The organism is Stenotrophomonas sp. Bg11-02 (assembly GCF_002836635.1).
Lineage (GTDB): Bacteria > Pseudomonadota > Gammaproteobacteria > Xanthomonadales > Xanthomonadaceae > Stenotrophomonas > Stenotrophomonas lacuserhaii.
The window spans coordinates 83,795-107,727 of sequence record NZ_PJAY01000068.1 but is presented as its reverse complement, the minus strand read 5'-3'; the positions used below and the strand labels follow the sequence as shown (position 1 = coordinate 107,727).

Here is a 23,933-nt window from a genome sequence, read left to right as displayed (position 1 = left end):
GCAGCGCCGTCACGGTTCACCGCATGAAAGCGATTCCAGATCCCGTGGACGGACAGTTCACGGGAGGCGGGGGCTATAATCGGGTTTTTCCCGCACCCGCCACAGGAAGTACATGAGCATCGAACAGCTGGCTGAAACCGCCCAGGCCATGGTCGCCCCGGGCAAGGGCATCATCGCGATCGACGAATCCACCGGCACCATCGCCAAGCGCTTTGCCAGCGTCGGCGTTGAGAACACCGAAGAAAACCGTCGCGCCTACCGCGAACTGCTGCTGACCACGCCGAAGCTCAACGAGCACATCTCCGGCGCGATCCTGTTCGACGAGACCATCCGTCAGTCGACCAAGGACGGCGTGCCGTTCGCCAAGTACATGACCGACAACGGCATGATCCCCGGCATCAAGGTCGACAAGGGTGCCCACCCGCTGGCCGGCTGCCCGGGCGAGCTGGTCACCGAAGGCCTGGACGGCCTGCGTGAGCGCCTGCAGGAGTACTACAAGCTGGGTGCGCGCTTCGCCAAGTGGCGTGCGGTCATCAACATCGGTGAAAGCATCCCGTCGGGTACCTGCATCGAGTCCAACGCGCATGCGCTGGCCCGTTATGCCGCCCTGTGCCAGGAATGCGGCCTGGTGCCGATGGTCGAGCCGGAAGTGATCATGGACGGCGACCATGACATCGAAACCTGCTACGAAGTCACCGAAGCCACCCTGCGCTCGCTGTTCGACGCGCTGTACCAGCAGAACGTGCTGCTGGAAGGCACCATCCTGAAGGCCTCGATGGTCATCTCCGGCAAGGACTGCGAAGAGCAGGCCGATGCCGAGGAAGTGGCCGAATCGACCGTGATGTGCCTGAAGAGCACCGTGCCGGCGATCCTGCCGGGCGTGGTGTTCCTGTCCGGTGGCCAGAGCGACGAGCAGTCCACCGAGCACCTCAACGCGATGAACCAGATGGGCAACCTGCCGTGGCCGCTGACGTTCTCCTACGGACGTGCCATGCAGCAGGCCGCACTGGCGCTGTGGGGCAAGGACACCAAGGGCAACTACGCCGCCGCGCAGAAGACCGTGTACGAGCGCGCCAAGGAAAACGGCCAGGCTGCACTGGGCAAGTGGAACGGCTGATTCGGCTGTCCCGCCGATGAAAGAACGCCGGCCACGTGCCGGCGTTTTTTTTTTCGGCTATCGTGTCGCCTGCCCGGGGCATGGCCACTTCGCGGCCTCTGAATGATGGGCCAAGGAGAAACACCATGCGTACTGCAACGACACTATTGGCCGCCGCCCTGGCGCTGGCTATCAGCGGCTGTGGCCAGAAGGCGGGCGCCGCCGACGGTGGCAAGGCCGCTTCGCTGGACTTCGACAAGGCGGTGGCCGGTGAGATCACCACGTCCAGCCCGCTGAGCTTCAGCGACGGCAGCCGCTACCAGCTTTATTCGATGCAACTGAAGGACAAGCAGGCGGTGTCGCTGAAGCTGGTCGGTTCGCTGTCCGGCGCGATATCGGTGTTCCGCGACGACGGCACCCTGGTGACCCGTGGCGAGCGCTCCGAAGACAGCGGCCTGGAAGTGACTTTCCGTGCCGACGGCGCCGGCCGTTACCGTATCGCCGTCAATGGCGACGACGCCGATGCCTACGGTCCGTATCGCCTGCAGGCCACCGAGGTGGTGCCGTATGACGGCAAGCCGCTCGCCAATGGTGGGCAGATCGTGGACCTGCTGGCCGGCCAGCGCCAGGAATACACCCTGCAGGTCGACAAGCCCGGCCTGTATCAGATCAACCTGACCTCCAATGCGTTCGACACCGTGCTCGACCTGAAGGGCGCCAACGTGGAAGAGGAAGACGATGACGGCGGCAGCTCCACCAACTCACGCCTGAGCCTGATGCTGGACAGCGGCACCTACAAGCTGGGCGTGCGCGCGCTGGATGACGAAGGCAGTGGCCAGTTCCGCCTGGACGTCAAGAACACCGCGCTGGCCGCGGACGTGGTGGCCGCCGATGGCACCACCCTGGCTGTCGGCGCCAACGTGCAGGCGCTGCTGTCACGCGAGGACGGCGAGCGCCGTTTCGTGCTGAACGTGCCGCAGGCCGGCTCGGTGCGCATCGATGCGCTGTCCGACCAGGTCGATACCACCCTGCGGCTGACGGGCGGCACCATCAACCTGGAAGACGACGACGGCGGCAATGGCACCAATGCACGCCTGCAGGCGAACCTGCCGGCGGGTCGTTACCAGCTGCTGGTCGCCAGCCTGGAAGAAAGCCAGGCCGTGGTGCAGGTGCGGGTGAGCGCGGGGAGCGGCGAATCGCTTTCGGTGCGTGATGCCGCATCGGCGGACAGCGACGTAGCGGTTGCGGCACCGAGTGAGGTGGACGCCAACTGATAACGCTTCAACGGTGACGACCCTCGGGTCGTCACCACCTTCAGAAAGCCGGTATCAACGACTGCGCCGCAATGGCGCGATCACTGCTGCGTGGTGCCTCGCTCTCATCTTCCAGGGTCTGCCCGGCGGCCGAAAGCGCCTGCTGGTAGGCCTTGAACGTGGCGGTGTTATAGGCCACCAGGATGATCCGCCGCGGCTCACGATGGCTGCGCTGCCAGGCCAGCGTCTCGGTGGCCGCGATCTCCGCCGCACGGTACAGCGGATAACCGTAGACGCCACAGCTGATCGCCGGGAAGGCGATCGAGCGCGCGCCGAGTTTCTCGGCCAGCTGCAACGATTTCCAGTAGCAATTGGCCAGCAGTGCGCTTTCATCGCGCTGGCCGTCATGCCAGACCGGGCCCACCGTGTGCAGCACGAAGCGCGCGGGCAGTTCATGCGCGTCGGTGGCCACCACTTCGCCGGTGGGGCAGCGCACGCCGGGGCGCAGCTGCGGCAACTGCTCGCACGACTGCAGCAATCCAGGACCTGCTGCCCGGTGGATGGCACCGTCCACGCCGCCGCCACCGAGCAGGGATTCGTTGGCCGCATTGACGATCGCATCCACCGCCAGGGTCGTGATGTCACCCTGCCAAACTTCGATCTTCATGCTTCCTTCTCCTGGCTGTCGTTGAAACGGCGCAACGTCCCGCGTTGCGTGTGCCACCGTAACCGGGGCGACATGCAGGCTGCGTCATGACCGTCTCACACGCTGCGAACGGGAAAACAACAGCCCGCCCGCCAGGCCAGGAAGGGCTTACGGCAGGCCGGCCAGCCAGTCGTCGTCGGACCCTTCGTTCACATCGGCGAACAGTGGCGTGGAGAAGTAGCGCTCGCCGGTGTCCGGCAGCATCGCCAGGATCACCGAGCCGGGTTCGGCGCGTTCGGCGACATCCAGCGCGCTGGCGAGCGTGGCACCGGCGGAAATGCCGACAAACAGGCCTTCTTCGGCGGCCAGCCGGCGCGCGGTGCTGATCGCGCGGTCATCTTCCACGGTCACCAGTTCGTCCACCACGTTGCGGTTGAGCACGTCCGGCACGAAGTCCGGCGTCCAGCCCTGGATCTTGTGCGGCTTCCAGTCATCGCCCTTCAACAGCGCCGCCCCGGCCGGTTCGGTGGCGATGATGCGGGTCTCCGGCCGGGCTACCTTCAGTACCTCGCCCACGCCGGTCAGGGTGCCGCCGGTGCCCCAGCCGCTGACGAAATAGTCCAGCCGCCGGCCGGCGAAGTCACGCAGGATCTCCGGCGCGGTCGTGTTGCGGTGATAGGCCGGGTTGGCCGGGTTGGCGAACTGGCTGGCCAGGAACCAACCGTGTTCCTGGGCCAGCTCGGCGGCCCGGCGCACCATGCCGCTGCCACGCTCGGCGGCCGGGGTCAGGATCACCTTGGCACCATACGCGCGCATCAGTTTGCGACGCTCGATGGAGAACGTTTCCACCATGGTGGCGACGAACTTGTAGCCGCGGGCGGCGGCCACCATCGCCAGCGCCACGCCGGTGTTGCCGGAGGTGGCCTCGATGATCGTATCGCCCGGCTTGAGCAGGCCGCGCTGCTCGGCGTCCAGCACGATCGCCAGCGCCAGCCGGTCCTTGACCGACCCGCCCGGATTGAACGCTTCGACCTTGGCGTACAGGGTGACGTGCGCCGGTGCCAGCCGGTGCAGCTTGACGATGGGGGTGTTGCCGATGGTATCGAGGATGGACTCGTACAGGGCCATGAGGGCACTCCGGGAGGGGCCGCGCCAGACGCGGCGGCAAGAGGGAAGGCGGCCGCTGCTGGTGACCGCCTTGGCCGGCTGACCGTAGCGCTGCCATATGACAGCAGGAAATGACCAGATACCTTTCATAGACAACGTTTGGTTATATGTTGGTGAGGGCAATTGACCTACAGTGGTTTTCCCTACCGAGCCGCCTGCCATGACGCTGACCCAGCTCCGCTATCTGGTCGCCATCGCCGACGCCGAGCTGAACATCACGCTCGCCGCCTCGCGCGTGCATGCCACCCAACCCGGACTGTCCAAGCAGCTCAAACAGCTGGAGGATGAACTGGGCTTCCTGCTGTTCGTGCGGCGCGGCCGCAGCCTGGAATCGGTCACTCCGGCCGGGGTGGAAGTGATCAGCCGCTCCCGCGCGGTGCTCGCCGAAGCCAACAACATCCGCACTTACGCCGCCAACCAGCGGCGCGAGAGCCAGGGCCAGCTGGTGCTGACCACGACCCACACGCAGGCACGGTTCGTGCTGCCGCCGGCGGTGGCGCGGATCAAGCAGGCCTATCCGCAGGTGAGCGTGCACCTGCAGCAGGCCGCTGAAAGCGACGCGCTGGACCTGCTCAGCCAGGGCGATGCGGACATCGCCATCATCAGCACCGCCGGTGGCGAACCGAGTGCCGGGATCGCGGTCCCGCTGTACCGCTGGCGCCGTCTGGTGCTGGTGCCCAAGGGCCACCCGCTGGACCGCGCCGGCCGCGCCCCGGACCTGGCCGCGTTGGCCGCCCATCCGCTGATCAGCTACGAATCGTCCACGCGTGCGGCGTCTTCGCTGCAGCGGGCCTTCGCCGGATCCGGTCTGGAGCCGGACATCGCGCTGACCGCGCTGGATGCCGACCTGATCAAGACGTACGTGCGCAGCGGGGTGGGCGTGGGCCTGCTGGCTGAAATGGCGGTCAGTGCCGCCGACCACGACCTGCGTGCCTGGGTGGCGCCGGCGCCGATCGCCGAATGCATCGCCTGGGCGGTGCTGCCGCGTGACCGCGTGCTGCGCGACTACGCGCTGGAACTGGTGCACGTGCTCGCTCCGCAGATCGACCCGCGCGACCTGCGCCGGGTACTGGATGGCAACCAGGCCGCGAACTGGCCGCTGCCGCCTACGTGGGAATCGTTGACCCAGACCATTACGTCCTGACCCCTTCAACTGGGTGGCGAGCGCGGGCGGGGCCATCGCGGGTGGGCATGTTCCCCGGCCCGTGACGTCGGCCTTGCCACTGGCTCCAACCTGCTGGCCTGCGCATGCTGTGGGTGGCCGACCGGATCGCTTGCAGATCGGTTGAACCACCCGTTCAAGCGCACCACGCCTGCAGCGGCGGTGTGCGCGCCTGCGCCTGCTGGAGTTCCACAGATGACCATCGCCCACCCTTCCGCGCGCGCCCTGGCGTGCCTGCCGGCTTGCCTTGCCTTTTCCCTCGCCGCACTACCTGCGCGCGCCCTGCAGTCCAGCTCCGATGCGCCTGCCTCGCAGACACCCACCCATACGCTCGATACCATGGTGGTCACTGCAAGCGCGCCGTCTTCCCCCTTGCACTGGGTGACCGATCCGCGCCTGCCGCGGCAACCGGTGCCCGCCAGCGACGGTGCCGATTACCTGAAGACGGTTCCAGGCTTTTCCCGCATCCGCAATGGGGGTACCAACGGCGACCCCGTACTGCGCGGGATGTCCGGCTCGCGGCTGAACATCCTCAGCAACGACGGCAACCTGGTCGGCGCCTGTCCTTCGCGCATGGACAACCCGCTGTCTTACATCGCCCCGGAAACCTTCGACCGGCTGACCATCATCAAGGGACCGCAGAGCGTGCGCTGGGGTGCCGGTGGATCGGCCGGCACGGTGCGCTTCGAGCGCGACACGCCCCGCTTCGAGGCGCCCGGTGTGCGCGCCAATGCCAGCACCCTAGTGGGTTCGCGCAACCGCAACGACCAGCTGCTGGACCTCACCGTGGGGGCGCCGGATGTGTACGTCCGCGCGGGCGGCAACCGTTCCGAATCGGATGACTACCGTGATGGCAACGGCGCGGTAGTGCCATCTGGATGGCGCAAGTGGAGTGGCGACCTCGCCATTGGCTGGACACCCGATGCCGATACGCTGCTGGAGGTGTCTGCCGGCACCGGCGATGCCATTGCACGCTATGGCGGACGCGGCATGGACGGAGTCGCCTTTGCACGCCGCAGCCACGGCGCGCGCCTGGAAAAACGCAACCTGCCCGGTGCCTGGGACGCGCTGCTGGCCAACGTCTACTACAACAACGCTGACCACGTGATGGACAACTACACACTGCGCGTGCCGGATCCGGACAGCCGCATGCCGATGCCGATGGCCTCCAACGTGGACCGCCGCACCCGTGGCGGCAGGATCAGCAGTGAATGGCGTTGGCAGGACGTGGTGATCGTGGCCGGGGTGGATGCGGAGGACTCACGCCATCGAGGTCGCAGTGCGATGGGGCGGGGGCGCTACCGGCTGTTGCCGAAGACGGCCGACGCGCAGTTCCGACGCCACGGCGTGTTCAGCGAACTCACCCTGGGAGCAGGCAGCGCGCAGCGCTGGATCGGAGGCTTTCGCGTGGATCGCGCGCAGGCCGTGGACCAGCGGCAGCGGGGTGGCGGCATGATGCCGATGCCCAATCCGACCTTCGGTGAACAGCGCCTTGAGTGGCTGGGAAGCGGCTTCCTGCGCTGGGAGCGCGACCTGTCCGATGGCCTGCAGCTATACGCCGGCCTCGGCCACAGCGCGCGCATGCCTGACTATTGGGAGCTGTTTTCACCCGATGCCGGACCCATCGACTCGCGCAATGCCTTCGATGCCGTCCAGCCCGAACGGACCACCCAGCTGGACATGGGCATGAAGTACCGCCACGCGCGGGTGGAAGCATGGGTATCCGCCTACGCCGGACGTCTGCAGGACTACATACTGTTTGATTACCAGGCCGGCGCGAGGAGGGGCAACCAAAGCCGGGCGCGGAACGTGTCAGCGCGCATCGCCGGCGCCGAAGCGGGCCTGCAGGCACAGCTGGACGCGCAGTGGAAGGTGGGCTGGACGCTGGCCTACGCCTGGGGCGAAAACCGCAGCGATGGGGCGGCACTGCCACAGATGCCGCCGCTGGAAACGCGTCTGAGCGCGGACTGGCAGGGCGCGCGCTGGAGTGTCGGCACGCTGCTGCGGGCAGCCATGCGCCAGCGCCGGGTGGCAGTGGGGCAGGGCAATGTGGTGGCGCAGGACCTGGGGCCCAGCGCGGGCTTCGCCACGCTGGGGGTGAACGCCACGTATCGCTTCACCCCGACCCTGCAGGCCAGCGTCGGGGTGGACAATCTGTCCAACCGAACCTACGGCGAACACCTGAACCTGGCCGGTAGCGCCGATTTCGGCTTTCCGGCGGATCCGGTACGGATCAACGAGCCCGGTCGCACCGCGTGGATGAAGGTGGATTACCGGTACTGAGCTGGCTGCGGCGAATCAGCTGCAGGCCGCTCGCCGCGCAAGGCCGACACATCCCGATACACGATGACACCCTGGCGCAAGCCCTTGCACGGAAAGGGTTCCGGTCGCTATCGCCGGCTGCGTGGGCTGCGGTAAACGCTTGGCACATACGGTCTTCGCATGGCGCCCCTACACTCGCCGGTCATGCAGAGGACGGGACTATTCATGGTGGGACGTATCGCAATGGGCACGGCCGTTGGCCTGGCCCTGGTGTTGCTGGCCGGCTGCAAGGGCGAACCGCAGGCGGCGCGCCGCCAGGGCGCCGATGTGCCGGTCACCGCGCAGGTCGTGGAATCGGCCGCGTGGAGCGATACGTTGCAGGCACTGGGCACGGCCAAGGCGCGTGAATCGGTGACCATCACCGCCAAGGTCAGCGAGATCATCGAGCAGGTGCACTTCGAAAGTGGCCAGCAGGTGGCTGCCGGCACCCCGCTGGTCACCCTGCGCGGCCTGGCCCAGCAGGCGGCCCTGACCCAGGCCCAGGCCACCTTCGCCGAAGCCGACCAGCTGTACAGGCGCCAGCGCGAACTGGCCCAGCAGCAACTGGTGGCCAGTTCCACCCTGGACACCCAGAAGGCGATCCGCGATACCGCCGAAGCGCGGGTGGCGGAGATGCAGGCCGACATCGGTGATCGCAGCGTGCGGGCACCGTTCGCCGGTGTGCTGGGCATCCGCCAGGTGAGCCCGGGCTCGCTGGTGACCCCGACCACGGCGATCGCCACGCTGGACGACATCCAGCGCATGCACGTGGACTTCCAGGTGCCGGAGGCGGAGCTGTCTTCGCTGGCCAACGGCAACAAGGTCGAAGCCACCAGCGTGGCCTGGCCGGGGCGTACGTTCGAAGGCGAAGTAACCACCATCGATGCCCGCGTCGACCCGTCCACCCGAGCGGTCACCGTGCGTGCCGACTTCGCCAACGGCGACCACGCACTGCGTCCGGGCATGCTGCTGGACGTGCGTATCTACCGCCCGGAACGGCAGGCGCTGGTGGTGCCGGAGATCGCCGTGGTGCAGGTGGGCAGGGACTCTTATGTCTACCGGCTGAAGGCAGACAGCACGGTGGAGCGCGCCGACGTGGTGATCGGATCGCGGCGCGCCGGCGTGGTGGAACTCAAGCAGGGCATCAAGGCCGGCGAGCGCATCATCGTGGACGGCACCGGCAAGCTGCGTCCCGGCCTGAAGGTCGATGCGCGGCCGGTACCGCCGGTGGATGCACCGGAGCCGGAAAAACTGCCGGCACCGCCGGCAGCGCCGGCCTCGGACGCGCCCGTCGCACCGGCCGGTAACGGCGGATGAAACTCTCCAACATCTCCATCCAGCGGCCGGTCTTCGCCGTGGTGATGAGCCTGCTGCTGATCGTGCTCGGCATCATGTCGTTCACCCGGCTGACGCTGCGCGAACTGCCGGCCATCGATCCACCGGTGGTGTCGGTATCGGTGGACTATCCCGGTGCATCGGCGGCGGTGATCGAAAGCCGGGTCACCCAGGTGCTGGAAGATTCCCTGTCGGGCATCGAAGGCATCGACATGATCAACGCGCGCAGCACCAACGGCCGCGCGCAGATCAGCCTGGAGTTCACCAGCAACCGCGATATCGAAGCGGCTGCCAACGATGTGCGCGACGCGGTCAGCGGCGTGGCTGATCGCATGCCTGACGAGGCGCGCGCGCCGGAGATCGAGAAGGCCAACAGCGATGACGAAGCCATCATCTGGTTCAACCTGTCCTCGTCCAACATGGACACGCTGGCCCTCAGCGATTACGCCGAACGCTACGTCGTGGACCGCTTTGCCAGCCTGGACGGTGTATCGCAGGTGCGCATCGGCGGTCGCCAGCGCTATGCAATGCGGATCTGGCTGGACCGCGACCAACTGGCCGCGCGTGGGCTGACCACCGGCGATGTGGAGACCGCGCTGCGCAACGAAAACGTGGAGCTGCCGGCCGGCCGCATCGAGTCGGCCGACCGCGATTTCACCCTGCGTGTGGAGCGCAACTACGTGAAGCCGGAAGACTTCGCGACCATCCCGCTGGGCAAGGGCAGCGATGGCTACGTAGTGCGCATGGGCGATGTGGCCAAGATCGAGCTGGCTTCTGCCGAACGCCGTGCCTATTACCGCAGTAACGGCGAACCCGGCGTGGGCCTGGGCATCGTCAAAACCTCCACCGCCAACGCACTGGACGTGACCCGGCTGGCCCGTGCGCAGGCCGACCGCATCGCCGAAACCCTGCCGCAGGGCACGCAGATCGCCGTGACATTCGACAACACCACCTTCATCGAAGCGGCGGTGGACCGCGTCTACGCCACGCTGGTGGAAGCGATGCTGCTGGTGCTGGTGGTGATCTGGCTGTTCCTGGGCAGTTTCCGCGCCGCGCTGATCCCGGCGGTCACCGTGCCGGTGTGCCTGGTGGCTGCCTTCATCGCGCTGTACGCCTTCGATTTCTCGATCAACCTGCTGACTCTGCTGGCACTGGTGCTGTGCATCGGGCTGGTGGTGGACGATGCGATCGTGGTGGTGGAAAACGTGCAGCGCCGCATCGACCTGGGCGAACCGCCGCTGGTGGCATCCAAGCGCGGCACCGCGCAGGTGGCCTTCGCGGTGATCGCCACCACCGCCGTGCTGGTGGCGGTATTCCTGCCGGTCGGCTTCCTGGAAGGCAACACCGGGCGATTGTTCCGCGAACTGGCAGTGGCGCTGGCGGCCGCCGTGGCGTTGTCCGCGTTCGTGGCGCTGACGCTGACCCCGATGATGGCCTCCAAGCTGCTCAAGCCGCATACCGGCCAGGCCCCGCGTGGCCTGTACGGGGTGATCAACCGAAACCTGGAAAAACTCGCCGGCGGCTACGGCCGCGTGCTGGACCGCCACGTGGACCGCACCTGGATCTACCTGCTGGTGATGGCGGCCACGCTGTTTGCCAGCTGGTTGCTGATCAAGCACCTGCCGTCCGAATTGGCGCCCGCCGAAGACCGCGGCTCGTTCCAGATCATGATCGACGGCCCCGAAGGCGCGGGTTTTGATTACACGGTCGGCCAGGTCCAGGAAGTGGAGGCGATCGTTGCCAAGCATGTGGGCGAAGACCGCCCGATCGTGCGCGCCAACCCACGCGTGCCGGGCGGCTGGGGGTCCAGCGAGGAAATGCACACCGGCCGCATCAGCGTGTTCCTGCAGCCATGGCGCGAACGCTCCACCTCCACCCCGGAAGTGGCCGATGCACTGCAGAAGGACCTCGATGCCGTGCGCGGCGTGCGCGTGCGCACGCAGGTCGGCGGTGGCCTGGTGCGCAGCGGCGGCCAGCCGTTCCAGATCGTGCTGGGCGGGCCGGAATATGCAGAAATCGCCCAGTGGCGCGACCGGATCCTGCTGCGCATGGCCGACAACCCCGGCCTGGTCGGCGTGGATTCGGATTACAAGGAAACCCGCCCGCAGATGCGGGTGAACATCGACCGCCAGCGTGCGGCCGACCTGGGCGTACCGGTGACGGCGATCGGTTCGGCGCTGGAAACCATGATGGGATCGCGCCGGGTCACCACCTTCGTCGACAACGGCGAAGAGTACGACGTGCTGGTGCAGGCCGGCCGCGACGGCCGCGCCACGCCGGCCGACCTGGCCGCCATCCGGGTGCGCTCCAGCTCCGGTGAGCTGGTGCCGCTGTCCAACCTGGTCACGCTGAGCGAAGTCGCTGAAGCCGGTTCGCTGAACCGGTTCAACCGCCTGCGCTCGATCACCATCAGTGCCGGCCTTGCGCCCGGCTATCCGCTCGGCGAAGCCATCGCCTGGGCCCAGGGGGTCACCCGTGAGGAGCTGCCGCAGCATGCGCAGATCAGCTGGAAGGGCGAATCGCGCGAGTACCTGAGTTCAGGTGGGGCGGTATTACTGACCTTCGCGATGGCCCTGCTGGTGGTCTATCTGGTGCTGGCCGCGCAGTTTGAAAGCTTCATCCATCCGCTGACCATCATGCTGACCGTGCCGCTGGGCGTGCTCGGTGCGCTGGTAGGGTTGTGGGTGAGCGGTGGCACGGTGAACCTGTTCAGCCAGATCGGCATCGTGATGCTGGTGGGCCTGGCAGCGAAGAACGGGATCCTGATCGTGGAGTTCGCCAACCAGCTGCGCGATGAGGGACGCACGGTACGCGAGGCGATCATCGAATCGGCGCGCGTACGCCTGCGCCCGATCCTGATGACTTCCATCGCCACGGTGGTCGGTGCGATCCCGCTGGTGGTCGCCGGCGGGCCGGGTTCGGCCAGCCGTGGCACCATCGGCGTGGTGATCATCTTCGGTGTGACCCTGTCCACCTTCCTGTCGCTGTTCGTGGTGCCGGCGTTCTACGCCCGCCTGGCGCCATTCACGCGTTCGCCTGAAGCGGTGGCGCGCGAGCTGGAAAAGCAGGAGAAGGACACCCCATCGGTGGGCGGCCACGCCTGACCGGCGGCTGCCGTGGGTGACGCCCCGGGCCCCGGTGGGCGACGACCCGGCTCCGGTGGGTGACGACCCGGCTCCGGTGGTGACGACCGTTGGTCGTCACAGCTTCTGATGGACCAGGGGCGTGACGACCAACGGTCGTCACCCACCACGACCAACGGTCGTCACCCACCAAGAGTTCCATTCGCCAGCTAGAATCAACCCGGTTCCCTTCAGCCGACGGGACGTCCCTTGTTCCGCCGACTGGAGAGAGCGCGTGGAAGCAGCCGTACATTTCATCAACAGCATCATCTGGAGCAAGGCGCTGATCTTCATGTGCCTTGCCGCCGGCCTGTATTTCAGTGCCCGGACCCGTTTCATGCAGATCCGCGGGTTCTTCGAAATGTGCCGGCTTACCGTGTCCGGCGAGAAGTCCGATGCCGGTGTGTCCTCGTTCCAGGCGCTGGCCATGTCGATGGCCGGCCGCATGGGCATCGGCAACATCGCCGGCGTCGCCACCGCCATCGCCTTCGGTGGCCCCGGCGCCATCTTCTGGATGTGGGTGATGGGCTTCCTGGGCGCCTCCACGTCCTACATCGAATGCACGCTGGCGCAGATCTACAAGACCAAGGACGCCGAAGGACGCTACCGTGGCGGCCCGGCCTACTACATCGAAAAGGCCATGGGCCTGAAGTGGTATGCGATGGCCTTCGCGCTGGCCACGATCGTCGCCGCCGGTTTCCTGATGCCCGGCGTGCAGGCCAACGCCATCGCCGACAGCATCGTCAACGCCTGCCGCGGTGGCGCCCTGTGCGGCCCGCTGGATGGCCAGGTGTTCGGCATGGAGCAGGTGCAGGCAATGAAACTCGGCATCGGCGTGGCGGTCGCGCTGCTGCTGGGCGTGGTCATCTTCGGCGGCGTCAAGCGCATCGCCAGCTTTGCGGAAATCGTGGTGCCGTTCATGGCCGCCGGTTTCATCCTGATGGCCATCACCATCATGGTGCTCAATGCCGAGCGCGTGCCGGAAATGTTCGGCATCATCTTCGACAGCGCGTTCGGAACCCATGCCGCGTTCGGCGCGATGATGGGCCTGGCGGTGGAGTGGGGCGTCAAGCGCGGCATCTACGCCAATGAAGCGGGCCAGGGCACGGCACCGCACGCCGCAGCCGCCTCGGAGGTTTCCCATCCGGCCAAGCAGGGCTACGTGCAGGCCTTCGCGGTCTACTTCGACACCATGATGGTATGCACGTCCACCGCCTTCCTGATCCTGGCGGCCGGCACCTACAACGTGTACTCGCCGGAAGCCGGTGCGGCGCCCATCTTCCAGGGGCTTGCCGGCATCGCCGAAGGCGCCGGCTACGCGCAGGCCGCCGTGGAAAGCGTCATCCCCGGTTTTGGCGCGGCGTTCGTGGCGGTGGCGATCTTCTTCTTCGCCTTCACCACGATCATGGCCTATTACTACATGGCCGAAACCAACCTGACCTACCTCAACAACAACGCCAAGCGTCCGCTGACGGTGCTGGTGCTGCGGCTGGGCATCATCGGCATGGTGATCTTCGGTGCCGTGCACAACGCACAGCTGGCCTGGGCGCTGGGCGATATCGGTGTCGGCCTGATGGCCTGGCTGAACATCGTGGCGATCCTCATCGTGCAGAAGCCTGCGATGATTGCCCTGCGTGATTATGAGCGGCAGAAGAAGCTGGGCCTTGACCCGACCTTCGACCCTGTCGCACTGGGCATCAAGAATGCCGATTTCTGGCAGAAGAAACAGGAAGCAGCGTAAGTGAACAACCCCTGGAACAACCGTCGTCCGTCCGCGCGTCCGCCGCGCGCCACCCCGCTGCCGCGCGCTGATGCGCCGGCGACGCCGGCAGCGCGCGGCAATGGCGACGAACTGCGCCTGTTCGGCGTCAATGCCGTGCTGGCCGCCTTCAACCAGCGCCCGCAGGCGGTCCGCAAGATCTACCTGCTGGAAGGCCTGATCCCGCGCATGCAGCCGCTGCTGAAGTGGTGCGTGGCCAACCGGATCGGCTATCGCGTGGTGGAAGACGGGGACCTGAACAAGCTGTCCGGCACCACCCACCACGAAGGCGTGGTGGCCGATGTGCAGCGCGCACCGGTGCTGGAGCTGTCGCAGTGGCTGCAGCAGTTGCCCGAAGGCCCGGTGCTGGCGCTGTGGCTGGACGGCGTGGGCAACCCGCACAACCTGGGCGCGATCCTGCGCTCGGCCGCGCATTTCGGCGTCGGTGGGCTGCTGCTGGCTGAAGGCAGCACGCTGGGCATTTCCGGCGCTGCCGCACGCGTGGCTGAAGGCGGTGCCGAAGCGGTGCCGCTGGTGCAGCTGCCGGCCACCGCCGAGGCGATGGCGCAGCTGCGCCAGGCCGGCTTCAGCCTCGCAGCTACCCTGGTCGAAGGGGGCAGCAACGTGTTCGCTGCCGACCTGCCGCAGCGACTGGTCTACGTGATGGGTGCCGAAGCCGAAGGCATGGACCGGGCCCTGGCCGCGGCGTGTGACCTGCAGGTCTCGATTCCCGGCAGCGGGGCGGTGGAAAGCCTCAATGTGGCGTCGGCAACGGCCGTGCTGCTGGCCCAGTGGGCGCGTTCCCGTATTGCCTGACCCCGCGCTTGTCTTTCATCCCATGGCCGGCAGCCGAAGCGGATAGCACGCTGTAGGCGCGGCATCGCATTGCGTCTCCGATGCGGTGTTGTTGGCCGGTGCATCCGCTGGATGCCGCCCGTCGCGTGGGATGGGTCGCTGCGGCAGCCCGGCCGACTTCACGGCCGGGCTATTTTTCGCCTGCCCGTGTCAGCCTTCGTTGGCCGCGGCGTCAGCAGCACCTGCACGCAGGCCACGTCGCTGCCGCTCTGCGGCCCCAGGCCGCTTCGACCGCGCCAATGCCCACCACGGGGGGCGTCCCTCCTTCAGCGCGAATTTCACAGCTTTCCTGATTGTTGGCGCTTCCTGCGCTGGGCAGTGTGGATACCACCCCCTCTGCCTCATGGAGTTGAGTCGTGAACATTGAGTCGATCGTTGGCGCTGTCGTCGCTATCGTCTGGAGTCCGTACCTGGTCGCGCTGTGCCTGCTGGGTGGCCTGTACTTCAGTATTCGCACGCGCTTCATCCAGCTGCGTGCGTTGCCGGAAATGCTGCGGCTGATGTTCAAGCACCGCGCGTCGGAATCAGGCCTGTCCCCGTTCCAGGCGCTGAACATCTCGCTGTCCAGCCGGGTCGGAGTGGGCAACATCGCCGGTGTCGCGATGGCCATCGCCTTTGGCGGGCCCGGCGCCATTTTCTGGATGTGGGTGGTGGCATTCTTCGGCGCATCCAGCGCGTTCGTCGAATCCACGCTCGCCCAGATCTACAAGCAACGCGACGCACGCGGCCAGTATCGCGGCGGCCCGGCGTACTACATGGAAAAGGGCCTGGGGCAGCGTTGGTACGCGGTGATCTTCGCGCTGTGCACGGTCGCCGCCTCGGCGATGCTGGCCGGCACCCAGTCCAATGCGATCAGCAGTGCATTGCAGGAAGCCTGGGGCCTCCCCGTGCAGGCCAGCGCAGGGGCCGTGGTACTGCTGCTGGCACTGATCATCTTTGGTGGGGTGCGCCGCATCGCCGCGGTCACCCAGTGGATCGTGCCGCTGATGGCCACCGCCTACCTGCTGGTGGCGCTGGTGGTGATGCTGCTCAGCTACGAACGTGTTCCGGAAGTACTTTCGCTGATCATGCGCAGTGCCTTCGGCGTGGATGCCACCTTCGGCGCGATGATCGGCGTGGCGATCCAGTGGGGCGTGCGCCGCGGCGTGCTGTCCAATGAAGCCGGCATGGGCAGTGGCGCCCACCCGGCGGCAGCGGCCGAGGTCTCCCATCCGGTCAAGCAGGGCCTGGTGCAGGCATTCTCGGTCTACATCGACACCATGGTGGTGTGCAGCGCCACGGCGTTCCTGATCCTTTCCACCGGCATGTACAACGTCTACGATCCGGCGGTGAACGGCGTACCCGACCAGGCCCGGATGCTGCTGGACAACCTGCCGGGCATGGAAGCGGGGCCGCGCTTCGTGCAGCACGCGGTGGAATCGGCGTTGCCGGGATTCGGCAAGTCGTTCGTAGCGCTGGCGATCCTGCCCTTCGCCTTCACCACGATCCTGGCGCTGTACTACATGGGCGATACCAACGTCAGTTACCTGTGCCGCGACAAACCGTCGGGGTGGGTCGTCAACGCCTTCCGCGCGCTGTTCCTGGCGCTGGCCGCTTACTCGGCCATCAACAGCGCAACGCTTGCCTGGACCCTGGGCGACATCGGCGTGGGCATGATGAGCTGGCTCAACATCATCGCCATCCTGCTGCTGCACAAGCCGGCACTGGCTGCATTGCGCGATTATGAAAACAGCCGCAAGGCGGGCATAGACCCGGTATTCGATCCTGATCGGTTGGGCATCAAGGGGGCCGGCTTGTGGCAGCGCATCACCGCAGGCATGCGCTAGGCATCGTGCGCCCGGGGTTTGGCCCGGGCGCAGTGGTGCGTGGTCCGGGTCGCCTATTCGCCCGGGGGCACGGTCGCCTTGGCCTCGCTGCCGAAGCTGCCATCGGCATCGGCGGCCAGGTAGGCGAACACGGTATAGGCAGCCACGTTCTGTGCCAGCGCTTTCGGGTCGATCTTGTCCAGCGTGTCGTCGGCGGTGTGATGCAGGTTGAAGTAATCCGTCCCATCCTGCGCCAGCCATGCCCACGCGCCGCCCTTGGCGGCGAGCGGGCCGATGTCCGGGCCCGGGCCGCCCTTGTCGGGCACGTACTCGATGCCCAGCGGCTTGAGTACCTCGGCGATCTGGCGGGTCGCCTCGCGCGATCCTTCCGGGTTCGGCGATCCGGTATTGAAGGCGTAGATACGGCCGGCGCCGAAGTCGCTTTCGGCCGCCAACTGGTGCAGCACGATGTCTTTGGCGTGTGCTTCGGCATAGGCCTTGCCGCCGTACAGACCCTGTTCCTCGTTGGCGAAGGCGACCACCCGGATGCTGCGCTTGGGTGCCTGCTTCAGCTGCCCGATCAGGTGCCCCGCCGCCATGGTGATGCCCACGCCGGCCGCATCGTCGATGGCGCCGGTGCCCAGATCCCAGGAATCCAGGTGGCCGCCGATCACCACGACTTCCTTGGGCAATGTGCGCCCGGTGATCTCGCCGATCACGTTGTAGGACGTCGCCGTGCCATCCCACCCGCAATCCAGTGCCAGGCTCACGGTGGTGGTGCCGCGCGCGACCAGGCGCGCCAGCTGGTCGGCATCGGGCACGGACAAGGCGGCCGACGGCACCGGAGTCAGCCCGTCGTCATAGCGGGTGATGCCGGTATGCGGGACGCGGTGAGAATCGGTGCCGGCCGATCGCATCAGGAAGCCAACGGCGCCCTTGCGGATGGCCTCGGAGGGTCCCTTGCTGCGGATCGCGCCGCCGCGGCCGTAGTCGCGGCCATCGCGGAACGGCAGCATCTGGTAATCGACGAAGGCGATCTTGCCCTGCAACGAACCGGCCGGTGCGGCCTGCAGCGCGGCCAGGTCGGCAAAGCGCACCACTTCGGCCTGCACCTTTCCGCCGGGGCTGCCGCCCAATGCAGTGATCGCCAGCGGCTGCGCATGCGCGCCGACCACGGCGGCGTGTTCGCTACGGCGTTCCCACTTGGGGAAGGTCACCGGTTCCTTCCAGACCTTGTCGAAACCCAGTGCCTTGAAGCGTGCTTCGGCCCAGGCCACGGCACGGGCATCGGCCTCACTGCCCGCGATGCGGGGACCGATTTCCGTCGTGAGCGATTCCACCACCTTCCAGCCGGTGTCGTCGGCCAAGGCCTGTTCGCGCAGCTGGGCTGCGGCGTCCAGCGACGCCGGGGGCAGGGTGGTGATGCGTGGCGCAGCGAACGCCGGTGAGGCCAGCAGGGCAAGGGAAGAGGCGATGGCGAGAACGCGGCGGCGCATGGAGAGGACTCCGGCAGGGGGCATAAGCGTCTGAGCTTAGCAGCGTCGTTGCCGGGTGCATGGGCCCTAGGTCATGTCCATCGGAAATGAGCAGAACCGGACAGATGGCGCAAAGGGGACCTGCAGAACGGGGCAGGTTCCTCTGTCGCGCAAAGGAACCTGACCCCGTGTCGCAGCAGGTAGCCGATCAGGCCTGCGGGCCGGACAGCTTGTCGCGGATTTCGCGCAGCAGCAGCACTTCTTCGCTCGGGCCCTTGGGCGCGGCTTCTTTCTTCTTCGACAGGCGATTGATGCCCTTGATCACCAGGAAGATCGCGAAGGCCACGATCACGAACTGGATGAGGGTATTGATGAAATCACCGTAGCCGATCACCACGGCCGGGATCTCCGCGCCATCGGCGGTGATGCGTGCCGGCGCCAGTGTCCAGACCAGGTCGGAAAAGTCCACCTGGCCGATCACCCACCCCAGCGGCGGCATGATGATTTTTTCCACCAGCGCGGTGACGATCTTGCCGAAGGCCGCGCCGATGACCACACCGACGGCCAGGTCGATGACGTTGCCACGCGTGGCGAATTCCTTGAACTCAGTGATGAATCCCATTGAGATCTCCTGAAAAAAGTGGGGTGTTCGCGTTGAAGGCTAACGCAGCCGACGTCAGCCCGCGATGACGCCGTGGCGCTCGCCGACGTTCTCCAGGCGTGCACTGAAACGGTCGCCCGGCTGCAAAGCGGCCACACCGGCCGGGGTGCCCATGAACACCAGATCGCCGGCACGCAGCTGCCACAGCTGGGACAGCTCGTGCAGGATCTCCGGCACGGTCCAGATCATCTGGTCCAGCAGCGATTGCTGGCGCACCTCGCCATTGATTTCCAACGACAGGTTGAGTGCGGCGAGGTCACCCACTTCACCGGCGTGCACGATCTCGCTGATCGGTGCGGAGGCATCGAAGCCCTTCGCGGTATCCCACGGATGGCCCTTCTGCTTGGCTGCGGCCTGCAGGTCGCGGCGGGTCAGGTCCAGGCCGACGGCATAGCCGTACACCAGCGACAGCGCCTGTTCGACCGGCAGCACGCCTTCGGGCGCATCCACGCCGATGGCCACCACCAGTTCCACCTCGTGGTGCAGGTCAGTGGTGGAAGGCGGGTAGGGGATCACATCGTCGTGGCCGACCACGATGGCATCGGCCGGTTTGCTGAAGAACATCGGCTTGCCGCGTGCCGCTGCGTCCGGCACTGCCGCGCCCATTTCCTTGGCGTGGTCGGCGAAATTGCGGCCCACGCAGTAGATGCGGTGCACCGGGAAGGTGCCGCCGCCCACTACCGGGATGCGGGGGATGGGCTGGGCAGGAATTACATCGGTCATGCGCACGTCCTAACGATCAGGTCGTCGCAGTGTAGCGCCGCGCCATGCTCGGCGAGCGCAGCGGTAAGCAGCCGTGACGACCAACGGTCGTTGCCGACCGCCTACCACCCAGCGGATCAGTGCGTCGGCAACGCCGGCTTGCGCACTACGCGGTACTCGCCTTCCACCACGTTGGCGTCAACCGCCCGTGCGGGCGTCTTGCGCTGTGCCAGCAGCTTCCAGGCCAGGCCGGCCATGATCATCGCCGCACCCAAGAACACACCAACGAACACCATCACGCCCAGGATGGCGACGCCGAGCAGACCCACCGCTACGCGCACCAACGGATGACGCGGCTTGCGCGGCGCAAACAGGGTGCGGAACTGGCTGAACTGGAAGGTGCGGTTGATCATCGGTAACTCACCAGGCTGAAATCAGCGAGCAACCAGTATCGGGGCGGGACTCTTCCACTGAGTGAAAAAATCGTTAATCCGCAGGGCTGTTCATTGCAGATCAAGGACTTGCGTTCATGTGACATCCAGCCACAAACACAGGCGTGCGACAATCGGAGTTCTTTCTAAAGCAGAGTCAGAAATGACCGACCAGCCGTTGATCGCCCTCGAAACCGTTGCCGACGGCGGCTTCGCCGAGACTGAGGTGCTGATCGAGGGTGACGCGGAATCGCTGGTGATCCATCGTGACGGTGACAGCGTGCGCGGCTTCCTCAACATCTGCCCGCACGCCGGCCGACGGCTGGATTGGGCGCCGGGGCAGTTCCTGAAAAGCCGTGAAGGCCATCTGGTCTGCGCCGCGCATGGCGCCTCGTTTGCACTGGACAGTGGTGAATGCGTAGCCGGACCGTGCAAGGGGGATCGGCTGCGTGCGGTGCCGCTGCAGGTGCGTGATGGACAGGTGTTCCTGGCGGATTGAGCGCGGGGAATGACGGCCAGCGGCCGTCGCTACCGGCTTGCGACAGCGTGACGACCAACGGTCGTCACCCACCAGGGCAGGCCGTCAGCACTGCCGCCTCAGAACATGATGTTGATCATCGCTACCACCACCATCGTATAGACCAGCGACAACGGTGCGCCGACCCGCCACAGCTCGCGCGGGGTGTAATTGGCCGGGCCGGTGATCATCGAAATCACCGGATTGGAGGCGGTCATCAGGTTGTTGGACGCTGACAGCGCCACGATCAAGGCGAATGCGGTGGGGTTGCCGCCGGCGGCCAACGCCAGGTTGACCGCGATCGGCACCATCACGATGGTCGCCCCCACGTGGCTTATCACCAGCGAAAACGCCGTGGTCAGCAGCGCCAGCGCCACTTCCAGCACCCACAAGGGGATGCCTTCGGGCAGTCTGTCGATGGTGTGCCCGGCCACCCAGGCGGCCGCGCCACTGGAATCCATCGCCCAGCCCAGCGGAATCAGCCCGGCCATCATGAAGACGGTCTTCCAGTTGATCGATGCGTAGGCCTCGTCCATGCGCAGCACGCCGGTCAGCAGCATGCCGGCCACGCCGGTCATCAGGGTCAGCGCCACCGGCAGCTTGGAGGTCAGTGCGATCAGGATGGTCAGCGCGAAGATGCTCATCGCGATCTTGAACTTGTGCGGGCGTTGTTCGCCCTTCGGGTAGTCGGTGACGATGACGAACTCGCGGCCGCGCGCTGCCTGCGCCAGGTCGGTCCAGATGCTGTGGAAGACCAGCATGTCACCGGCGCGCAGCTGCACATCGCGCACATCCTCGCGGATCACCTGCTTGTCGCGGTTGATCGCCAGCAGGCTCAGGCCGCGCTCCTTGCGCAGGCGCAGTTCGGCCGCACTCTTGCCGATCACGTCCGACGTCGGCGGCACCACCGCTTCGGAAATACCGGCACGGCTGGGGTTGAACAGGTCGCCCAGGTGCTTGAGCCGCGAGGACATGCGCAGGAACTGGTTCTGCGCGAAATCGCTGACCAGCTGGCGCGACCCCATCACCCCGATCACGCTGCCCACCCAGATGCGCATCTCCGCCGGCGGTGCCAGGCGGGTGTCGTTGCCGGTCTTGAGCGCCAGCAGCAGCGGTGCATCGTGCAGGGTTTCGGCCTCGCCCAGGGTCATGCCGACCATCGGGCTTTCGGCGGTGACCACCAGCTCGAAGACATCGCCCTCGATGCCGTAGGTCTTGGCGAAGTAGCTCTCCGTACGCGCCGGGGTCACCCCGTCATTGGCCAGCGTTTCCTCTTCCACCAGCTTGCGGTCGCCATAGAAGTGGAAGTACAGCAACGCGGCCACCAGCAGGGCCACGCCGATCGGCAGCGGGGCGAACATCCGCAGCGGTTCGATGGTGGCCAGGCCCGAAGGCAGGTTGTTGTTGGCCGAAGCCAGCAGATCGTTGAGCAGGATCAGCGGCGAGTTGCCGACCATGGTCAGCGCACCGCCCATCACGATGGCCGCGGCGATCGGCAGCAGCAGGCGCTGCAGGGTCAGTCCGGTGCGCGCGGCCAGCCGCGAGGCCACCGGCAGGTACAGCGCCATCACCGAAGGGTTCTGCATGAACGAGGAGTTCAAGCCGGCGATCGCGGTGGTCATGATCAGCAGCCGCTGTTCCACCCCGTGGCCGCGTCGCAGCAGCCAGGCGGCCAGCCGGTTCAGTGCGCCGGTGCGGTCCAGGCCCGCGCCCAGGATGGTGGTGGCGATGATGCTCATCACCGCGTTACCGGAGAAACCACCGAAGATTTCTTCCGGCGCGATCAGGCCGGTGACGCCCAGCACCACCAGCACCACCAGCGCGACCACGTCGGCGCGGATGCGCTCGAACAGGAACATCGCCATCGTGAAACCGACCAGCCCGAGGACGAGCTTCATATCGGTGGTCAGCGTCAGCGCGGTTTCCATGGGGGGCGCGATCCGGTCGGTGTCAGGGGGTCAGGTGCGGTCGTACAACAGGTCCCAGACGCCATGGCCGAGTTTCTGGCCGCGGGTCTCGAAATGGGTCTGCGGCCGCCATTCCGGACGCGGTACCTGGCCGCGTGGGCCGGCCCGGTTGACCAGCCCGGCGGTCGCGTCGAGCACGTCCCACATCTGCTCGGCGTAGTCTTCCCAATCGGTGGCGCAGTGCAGCCGACCACCGGGGCGCAGCTTGCGCACCAGCAGTTCGGCGAACGCCGGCTGCAACAGGCGACGCTTGTTGTGGCGCTTCTTGTGCCACGGATCCGGGAAATAGATGCGCACTTCATCCAGCGCGCCGTCGGCGATTTCCTTTTCCAGCACTTCCACCGCGTCGTGGTGGTACAGCCGCACGTTGTCGACATCGTCGTCGGCCAGCGCGTTCAGCAGCCTGCCCACACCGGGGGCGTGGACTTCGATGCCGATGTAATCGCGGCTGGGATCCTGCTGGGCAGCGAAGCGCAGTGCCACGCCATTGCCGAAGCCGATCTCCATCACCTTGTGCGCATCGCGGCCGAAGGTTGCGGCAAGATCACGCACTTCACCGCTGAAATCCAGGCCGAAACGCGGCCAGCGCTCATCGAATGCACGCTGCTGCGCCGGGGTGAAGCGGCCTTGGCGGAGCACGAAGCTGCGGATCTCGCGGCGTCCTTCGTGGACGGTGAACGGCTTGGCCGGAGCCTTGGAGCCGGTACTGGAAAACGGGTCGGTCATCAGCCGATCAATCCATCAATGGGGGAAGAGGCGCTGGCATAGCGCTTGCGCGGGATGCGGCCGGCCAGGAAGGCTTCACGGCCGGCTTCGACTGCCTTGCGCATCGCGCTGGCCATCAGCACCGGGTGGCGCGCGCCGGCAATGGCGGTATTCATCAGCACGCCATCGCAGCCCAGCTCCATCGCGATGGCCGCATCGGAGGCCGTACCCACGCCGGCGTCCACGATGATCGGCACCTTGGCGTCTTCGATGATCTGCAGCAGGTTGTACTTGTTCTGGATGCCCAGCCCGGATCCGATCGGCGCAGCCAGCGGCATCACCGCCGCGCAGCCGATCTCTTCCAGGCGCTTGGCCAGGATCGGGTCGTCGGAGGTGTAGACCATCACCTCGAAGCCGTCTTTCACCAGCATCTCGGCCGCCTTCAGCGTGGCGACCACGTCCGGATACAGCGACTTCTGGTCGCCGAGCACTTCCAGCTTGGTCAGGTTGTGGCCATCGAGCAGCTCACGCGCCAGCCGGCAGGTGCGCACCGCGTCTTCGGCGGTATAGCAGCCGGCGGTGTTGGGCAGGATGGTGAAGCGGTCCGGCGGCAGCACGTCCAGCAGGTTCGGTTCGCCCGGGTTCTGGCCGATGTTGGTGCGGCGGATGGCGACGGTGACGATCTGCGCGCCGGCGGCTTCGGTGGCCGCGCGGGTTTCTTCCAGATCCTTGAACTTGCCGGTGCCGGTGAGCAGGCGCGAGGCGTAGGTCTTGCCGGCGATGACCAGCGAATCAGAGGGGGCGTGATGGTTCATGACGCGATTATCGCATGGGGTAACCGGCGCCGGGGCTCGCCGCACGCGGGCGTTGAAGCGCCCGGTAGTCACGCGCTGGCCGTCTGCTTCTGTTTCGGGGGAGCGAGCGTTGGTCGTCATGCTTCAGCCTGCCGCTGCGCTCGCCGAGCATGGCCCGGC

The 23,933-nt window shown here is 66.6% G+C and carries 19 protein-coding genes; 10 read left to right on the top strand and 9 right to left on the bottom strand.

Annotated features, from left to right (window positions below):
- Nucleotides 1-112 precede the first annotated feature (112 nt).
- Nucleotides 113-1,117 carry a class I fructose-bisphosphate aldolase gene (locus tag CXG43_RS16370; RefSeq protein ID WP_042614593.1) on the top strand — a complete coding sequence of 335 codons (1,005 nt, stop codon included), beginning with the start codon at nt 113-115 and terminating at the stop codon, nt 1,115-1,117.
- 125 nt (nt 1,118-1,242) lie between these two features.
- Entirely contained in the window at nt 1,243-2,370 is a 1,128-nt protein-coding gene (locus CXG43_RS16365; RefSeq protein ID WP_157825142.1) for an ABC transporter substrate-binding protein, read from the top strand.
- Nucleotides 2,371-2,410: 40 nt separating this feature from the next.
- Here the strand turns inward: CXG43_RS16365 and CXG43_RS16360 are convergent, their stop codons facing one another.
- Nucleotides 2,411-3,016, bottom strand: a complete 606-nt coding sequence (locus tag CXG43_RS16360; protein WP_101100887.1) for an O-acetyl-ADP-ribose deacetylase — start codon at nt 3,014-3,016, stop codon at nt 2,411-2,413.
- Between the two features lie 147 nt (nt 3,017-3,163).
- Nucleotides 3,164-4,123: a cysteine synthase A gene (cysK, locus tag CXG43_RS16355; protein ID WP_101100885.1), complete on the bottom strand. Its 960-nt coding sequence runs from the start codon at nt 4,121-4,123 to the stop codon at nt 3,164-3,166.
- Nucleotides 4,124-4,322: 199 nt separating this feature from the next.
- Between cysK and CXG43_RS16350 the strand changes: the two genes are divergently transcribed.
- The 7 genes from CXG43_RS16350 (at nt 4,323) to CXG43_RS16320 (ending at nt 16,522) form a co-directional block, all read left to right on the top strand.
- A complete protein-coding gene (locus CXG43_RS16350; RefSeq protein ID WP_057687362.1) occupies nt 4,323-5,306 on the top strand; it encodes a LysR family transcriptional regulator in 984 nt (327 codons plus the stop codon).
- A 213-nt stretch (nt 5,307-5,519) separates the two neighbouring features.
- Nucleotides 5,520-7,607: a TonB-dependent copper receptor gene (locus CXG43_RS16345; protein WP_332870925.1), complete on the top strand. Its 2,088-nt coding sequence runs from the start codon at nt 5,520-5,522 to the stop codon at nt 7,605-7,607.
- A 204-nt stretch (nt 7,608-7,811) separates the two neighbouring features.
- Nucleotides 7,812-8,942 (top strand): efflux RND transporter periplasmic adaptor subunit, encoded by a 1,131-nt coding sequence (locus tag CXG43_RS16340; protein WP_101100883.1) that lies wholly within the window; start codon nt 7,812-7,814, stop codon nt 8,940-8,942.
- Nucleotides 8,939-12,064 carry an efflux RND transporter permease subunit gene (locus CXG43_RS16335; RefSeq protein ID WP_101100881.1) on the top strand — a complete coding sequence of 1,042 codons (3,126 nt, stop codon included), beginning with the start codon at nt 8,939-8,941 and terminating at the stop codon, nt 12,062-12,064. The genes CXG43_RS16340 and CXG43_RS16335 overlap by 4 nt, the downstream gene beginning before the upstream one ends.
- Nucleotides 12,065-12,317: 253 nt before the next feature.
- Entirely contained in the window at nt 12,318-13,823 is a 1,506-nt protein-coding gene (locus tag CXG43_RS16330) for an alanine/glycine:cation symporter family protein (protein ID WP_101100880.1), read from the top strand.
- Between the two features lie 57 nt (nt 13,824-13,880).
- Nucleotides 13,881-14,657, top strand: coding sequence for a TrmH family RNA methyltransferase (locus tag CXG43_RS16325; RefSeq protein ID WP_232767843.1), 777 nt, complete (start codon nt 13,881-13,883; stop codon nt 14,655-14,657).
- Nucleotides 14,658-15,052: 395 nt separating this feature from the next.
- Nucleotides 15,053-16,522, top strand: a complete 1,470-nt coding sequence (locus CXG43_RS16320) for an alanine/glycine:cation symporter family protein (protein WP_101100876.1) — start codon at nt 15,053-15,055, stop codon at nt 16,520-16,522.
- A gap of 53 nt (nt 16,523-16,575) precedes the next feature.
- Here CXG43_RS16320 and CXG43_RS16315 read toward each other — a convergent pair whose 3' ends face one another.
- The 4 genes from CXG43_RS16315 to CXG43_RS16300 form a co-directional block, all read right to left on the bottom strand.
- Nucleotides 16,576-17,997: a M28 family peptidase gene (locus tag CXG43_RS16315; protein WP_101100874.1), complete on the bottom strand. Its 1,422-nt coding sequence runs from the start codon at nt 17,995-17,997 to the stop codon at nt 16,576-16,578.
- Nucleotides 17,998-18,184: 187 nt separating this feature from the next.
- Entirely contained in the window at nt 18,185-18,598 is a 414-nt protein-coding gene (mscL, locus tag CXG43_RS16310) for a large-conductance mechanosensitive channel protein MscL (protein ID WP_101100872.1), read from the bottom strand.
- A 54-nt stretch (nt 18,599-18,652) separates the two neighbouring features.
- Nucleotides 18,653-19,360 (bottom strand): fumarylacetoacetate hydrolase family protein, encoded by a 708-nt coding sequence (locus CXG43_RS16305; protein WP_101100870.1) that lies wholly within the window; start codon nt 19,358-19,360, stop codon nt 18,653-18,655.
- A 116-nt stretch (nt 19,361-19,476) separates the two neighbouring features.
- A complete protein-coding gene (locus CXG43_RS16300) occupies nt 19,477-19,752 on the bottom strand; it encodes a hypothetical protein (RefSeq protein WP_101100868.1) in 276 nt (91 codons plus the stop codon).
- Between the two features lie 181 nt (nt 19,753-19,933).
- Here CXG43_RS16300 and CXG43_RS16295 point away from each other — a divergent pair, with 181 nt between their 5' ends.
- Entirely contained in the window at nt 19,934-20,269 is a 336-nt protein-coding gene (locus CXG43_RS16295) for a Rieske (2Fe-2S) protein (protein WP_101100866.1), read from the top strand.
- 98 nt (nt 20,270-20,367) lie between these two features.
- On the opposite strand, the gene CXG43_RS16290 is transcribed toward CXG43_RS16295, so the two are convergent.
- The 3 genes from CXG43_RS16290 to CXG43_RS16280 are packed head-to-tail and all read right to left on the bottom strand — an operon-like array spanning nt 20,368 to nt 23,774.
- Nucleotides 20,368-22,215: an SLC13 family permease gene (locus tag CXG43_RS16290; RefSeq protein WP_101100864.1), complete on the bottom strand. Its 1,848-nt coding sequence runs from the start codon at nt 22,213-22,215 to the stop codon at nt 20,368-20,370.
- Nucleotides 22,216-22,245: 30 nt separating this feature from the next.
- Nucleotides 22,246-22,980 (bottom strand): tRNA (guanosine(46)-N7)-methyltransferase TrmB, encoded by a 735-nt coding sequence (gene trmB, locus CXG43_RS16285; protein WP_101100862.1) that lies wholly within the window; start codon nt 22,978-22,980, stop codon nt 22,246-22,248.
- Nucleotides 22,980-23,774: a thiazole synthase gene (locus tag CXG43_RS16280; RefSeq protein WP_101100860.1), complete on the bottom strand. Its 795-nt coding sequence runs from the start codon at nt 23,772-23,774 to the stop codon at nt 22,980-22,982. Before CXG43_RS16280 ends, trmB begins: the two co-directional genes overlap by 1 nt.
- Between the last annotated feature and the right edge of the window lie 159 nt (nt 23,775-23,933).